This window comes from Geomonas sp., assembly GCF_056994735.1.
In genome coordinates this window covers 1-4,672 of sequence record NZ_JBXKJL010000446.1, presented here as the reverse complement: position 1 = coordinate 4,672, position 4,672 = coordinate 1, and the positions used below count along the sequence as shown (strand labels likewise).

General features: G+C 61.1%; 4 protein-coding genes. 1 reads left to right on the top strand and 3 read right to left on the bottom strand.

What is annotated here, in order from left to right:
• Nucleotides 1–1,157: PAS domain-containing protein (locus AC11W3_RS19325; protein WP_484089895.1), on the bottom strand; the 1,157-nt coding region annotated here is incomplete at its 3' end.
• 308 nt (nucleotides 1,158–1,465) lie between these two features.
• Here AC11W3_RS19325 and AC11W3_RS19320 point away from each other — a divergent pair.
• Nucleotides 1,466–2,158, top strand: a complete 693-nt coding sequence (locus AC11W3_RS19320) for a hypothetical protein (protein ID WP_484093582.1) — start codon at nucleotides 1,466–1,468, stop codon at nucleotides 2,156–2,158.
• Between the two features lie 58 nt (nucleotides 2,159–2,216).
• On the opposite strand, the gene AC11W3_RS19315 is transcribed toward AC11W3_RS19320, so the two are convergent.
• Both AC11W3_RS19315 and AC11W3_RS19310 read right to left on the bottom strand, forming a co-directional pair.
• Nucleotides 2,217–3,845: a 4Fe-4S binding protein gene (locus tag AC11W3_RS19315; protein ID WP_484093581.1), complete on the bottom strand. Its 1,629-nt coding sequence runs from the start codon at nucleotides 3,843–3,845 to the stop codon at nucleotides 2,217–2,219.
• Nucleotides 3,846–3,863: 18 nt separating this feature from the next.
• On the bottom strand, nucleotides 3,864–4,672 hold an 809-nt coding region (locus tag AC11W3_RS19310; RefSeq protein ID WP_484093580.1), incomplete at its 5' end, for a DUF362 domain-containing protein.

The window sequence follows — 4,672 nt, the reverse complement described above, 5'->3', positions numbered from 1 at the left end:
CGCCGGTAGCGCTCCTCGCTCTCGCGCAGGGCCTTTTGCGTCAGTTTGTGCTGGGTGATATCGATATTGATGCCGAAGGAGCCAAGGGTGCGCTGCTGGGAGTCACGGATCGGCGCGACCACCTCCCGAACGATGCGCTCTTTGCCCTGGAACTCGAAGACAAAGTCGCGGTCCATGGTTTCACCGGCAAGGGCACGCCTGTTGTTGTCCATCCAGATCGGGATGTAGCGCTCGAAGTCGGTCCCTTCCGCGAACTCCGCGACCGTCTTTCCTACGGCATCGCCCCACAACCGCGTGCTTTTCATGTTGAGCATGGTGTAGCGCCCTTCCAGGTCCAGGGCGAAGAAGTCAAAGGGAACGCTGTCGATGATGGCCTTCAGCAGAGCTTCGTTTTCGACCCGTTTCTGTTCCTGCCGCTTCAACTCCGTTATGTCCCGCACGAACATCACCACATACGGTAGACCGGGGAGGGAAAGAAGGCGGGCCTCCACCGGGAATACCCTCCCCTCCCGAAGGCAGTGCCTCGATTCCAGGCGGCCGTGCCCCTGCTCCATTACGACGGCCAGGTTAACCGCCGCCGTCTCCCTGGTCTCCTCGCTCTCCAGGTCCGGAACCGAAAGGGCCAGGAAATCGTCTCTGCCGTACCCGTAGGCTGCCAGGCAGACGTCGTTGGCGTCGACTATCTTCCCTGCCCGATCGATGAGCATGAACGGGTCGGTGGAATGCTCCGCGATCCTCCTGAAGCTTTGGGTGGCGGCGGCAAGGTCGGACGCGCCAGTTCTCAGGTCGGTGACATCGTGGATTGTACAGATCGAACGCACATGTCCGGAAACGGCAATCTCGACCACCCTGAGGCGGCCATCCTTGCAGTTGATGGAGAAATCACGGGGAGCGGGAGGATGGACGTCGGGGCGGCATCGAAGAAAGTTTTCGGCATCCTCTGCGGCGCTCCCGAAGAGCAGGGGAAAGAATGTGGCAGAATTTGAAAGTTCCGTTCTCTCATAGCCGGTGAGGGCTGCGGCTGCGCCATTGCAATGGATGCTTTCGTTATCGAGCAGAAATGCCGAAACCGGCAACGCATCAAGAACAGTCAAGATCGCTTGCCTGTCCAGGTCGTCAAATGACAGTGCCACCTTCTTCGTCGCTGTATGAAACAAGACGATCCTCCGCAGATATGTCGTTCCAGCCCCCGCCATCCTTATCAACTGCTAATGGATACTTGACTACCACGGCAAATTCAACAAAAAAGAGGCCAAATGCCTCTTTTCGTGCCTTACCACATCCCCGCCCCTCTCCTCCGGCACCCTTCGTAGAGCAGCCGGACAGGGTCCGTGGTCGTCATGAAGTGTGCAGGAGATGGCCTCGGCCGTGACCGACTCAGCGTGTAGAGGCCCGAAGGCGCCGCGTTGACAGTGACTTATCTCTATATATCCTTAAGCTATCACCGGATATGGGGAGAAAGGTCATGAGATCGATACGGTCGGCGCAGCTTCTATCCTGCAAACTCCTGATCCTCACACTACTCACTGGATCTGCCGCCTTCGGTAAAGGAGAAGCGAGTGTGGACACCGCGACCTTGCAGCAGTTACAGGACGATTACTACCAGGCGGAGTTGCAGGTCGCGGCGACCCAGGATGCTCTGACTGAGCTCACCATCTCGCCGACCTGCGATCTGCAACAAGCCTTCGGCGTTTTCGCTGACAATGTGAACAGGATGAATGAATACGGAAAGCCCCTGCTGGTTCACGCGGACATGATGCGCTACGGAGCCTCGTACCTCGTCGAGTCCCGACAGACCACGACAGCGTGCCCGCTCCCGGGACAGAAAGGAGCAGCGAACCAGAGGACGGTGGAGCTTGGTGAGTATTTCGATGACATCTCGGAACAGGCCTGGGAGGTGAAGAGGGCCTATCGGGAGTACGAGTTCGACCTGGACCAGATCAGGAATTCCCTCTCCGAAAATGTCACCTCGGTGGCGGTGGATACCTTGAACCAGATAATAAGGAAGGCGGAGGTGGATAGCGACAGCCTGCAGGACGCGCTGGTGCGGGTTCAGGATGCGGTCGCCGCGGCCAAGGCAAAGAGCCCGGCGTCGCAACCGGAACAGCAACCGACGGCTCAACCTGCGCCACAACCCAGGCAACCGGCGCGGAGATAAAGGCACTCCCCCCACCCCCTTGCCCCTCAAGGGGAGGGGGAGCCACACGCTGAGTCCATCAACGGTAAGGGTTGTCCGCTCCCTGCCACGCATCCTGCCCGGCATCTTTCCCCGGCTTTTCCCCTTCAGGTTTCACCACCACCTTCGGCTCTTCTTCCCGCACCTCGACAGCCTCTTCCTTCAGGGGCGTCTTGTCCTTCACCGCGAAGACCTCGATGCCGGATTTCCCTTCCAGCGGGCAGACGTTTTCACAGATGCCGCAGCCGTTGCACAGTTCATCCACTACATAGGGCCTCTGCAGCTCAATGATATTGCCGTGAAGGTCCCTCTCCTCCACGACTTCCGACCGGATGGCCTTTTCCGGGAAGGGACAGTGCTCCTCGCAGACGATGCAGTTGGTCTTCTTGGCGTAGGGGAGGCAGTGATTCCTGTCGAAGACCGCCTTCCCGATCACCGCCCGCCGTTTCCGCTCGATCGGCAGGTTCGGGATGGCGGCGGTGGGACAGACCTGTCCGCACAGGTTGCAGTTGTACTCGCAATAGCCCAGCCGCGGTGTAAGCACGGGGGTGAAGACGCCCTCTATGCCACCTTGCGATACGGCGGGATAAAGACCGCCGGTCAGGCAGACCTTCATGCACTCGCCGCAACGGACGCATTTCTTCAGGAACTCGTCCTCGGAGCCGACGCCGGGAGGCCTGAGCAGGCGGGCCTGGGCCTCGGGACGGCGGAAGCGGAAGGAGCCGGCAAGGAAGAATCCACTCACCAGCCCGCCCAGGAGCACCCGACGCCCGGGCAGGAAGTTGGTCCCCACGTGGCGGTTCCCCCACCCGCCGGCCCACCCGATCCGCTTGTGGCGGCAGCCCTGCAGGCATTTCATGCACATGATGCAGGAGTCGCCCTGCAGGATCTCCTCCTCGAAGGTGGTGGGACAGACCGATCCGCAGGCCCGGCAGTCAGGGCAAAGGGTGGCGGGATTCCGCCTGAAAAGGGAGAAGCGGCTGAAAAGTCCCAGCAGGGTACCGAGCGGGCAGAGGTTCCGGCACCAGTTGCGCGTCTCGTAGCGCTCGATGAAGATGATGGCGACGAACATCAAGGCGGAGAGAAAAGCCAGCGGGTAGAAGGTTTCCCGGAAAGGCAGCAGGTAGTCACGCAACAGGCCGTACCCGGGCGCCAGATAGTCGCGACGGTCGCCGAGGAGCCGGTAGAGCCCGACCCAGGTCGTGCGCGCGGCATCGCCGATGATGGGGTAGAGGAAGAAGCTGAGGGCGCGGACCAGGATGGCGATGGGATCGAGGATTCCGGAGAGGTTGATGCGGAAAAAAGCGGCCGAGATAAGGGGCAGTAGCAGCCAATACTTGAGGTTTCCCTTGAGGAAACGGAGCGGCCCGGTTTTCTTTATCCTCCCCGTGACCAGGTCGAGGACGGTGCCGAGCGGGCAGATCCAGCCGCAGAAGAAACGGCCGAAAACCAGCGTGAAGAGCAGGGTCAGGACGGCCGGGAAAAGGAGCCAGGTGAAGGAGCGCGCGGCGGCCAGGTAGCTGACCAGCACCAGCGGGTCCATGCGGAAAAAGCTGTTGATGGCGGCTGAGATCCGGTCGGAGCCGCGGTACTCGGTCTGCACGAACAGCAGGAGGAAAACGAGCAGAAAGAGCAGCTGGAAAATTCTTGCCGTGGTCAACTTCTTCAACGCCTGCTCCCCGTGGCTCTAGGCCTTCAGTATCCGCACCTTCTTCAGGTTGATCTCTCCGAGCCCCCGCCTGTGGGCCGCGACGGTCACGGAGATATCCTCCGGGCGGTGGCCGAAGAGGGTCGTGGCGTAGGCGTCCACGGCGACGATATCCGTGGAGGCGATGACCTTGTTGAGGACCTTGACGTCGCGAAGGTTCCCGCCCTGGGGACCGTGGGCCGTCAATATCCTGGTGGCGTCGATCACCACGAGATGGCTCTTCACGAAGCTGTTGACGTCGGCCAGGGCCTCGTCGATGTTCTTGTGGATGGCGCCGCGGTTCCCGCCCATCACCCCCATGACGTTCTTCAGCCCCAGGGTGACCTTGGTCAGGCCATGGTGCTTCGCGACCGGGACGTTGATGAAGACGTCAGCCTTCAGCACCTCGTCGTAGAGCTCCCACTCGCTTAGCGCCTTCCCTTTCAACGCCACCTTTTTGAAGCGTTCATCCTCGATGTACTTCAGCTCGACGTTCTTCATCCCCTTGAGCGCCGCCATGATGCCGCTGTTGACGTAGCAGCGCCGCTGGTCGTTGCAGGGGCGATCGAATACCTTGACCTTTCTGGCCCCCGCCTTCAGCGCCTCCTCCACCACCGCCCGCACCACGACAGGGTTGGTATTGGCCGCCTGGTCCGCGTTTCTGTCCCAGCCGATATTGGGCTTCACCACCACCACGTCGCCGCTCTTGACGAACCGCTTCATCCCGCCCAAGGCCGCGATGGCATTACGAGTGACCTGGGCGTGATCCCTCCCCTCGGCAACCGCCACCACCGGGTCCGTCGCGGCTG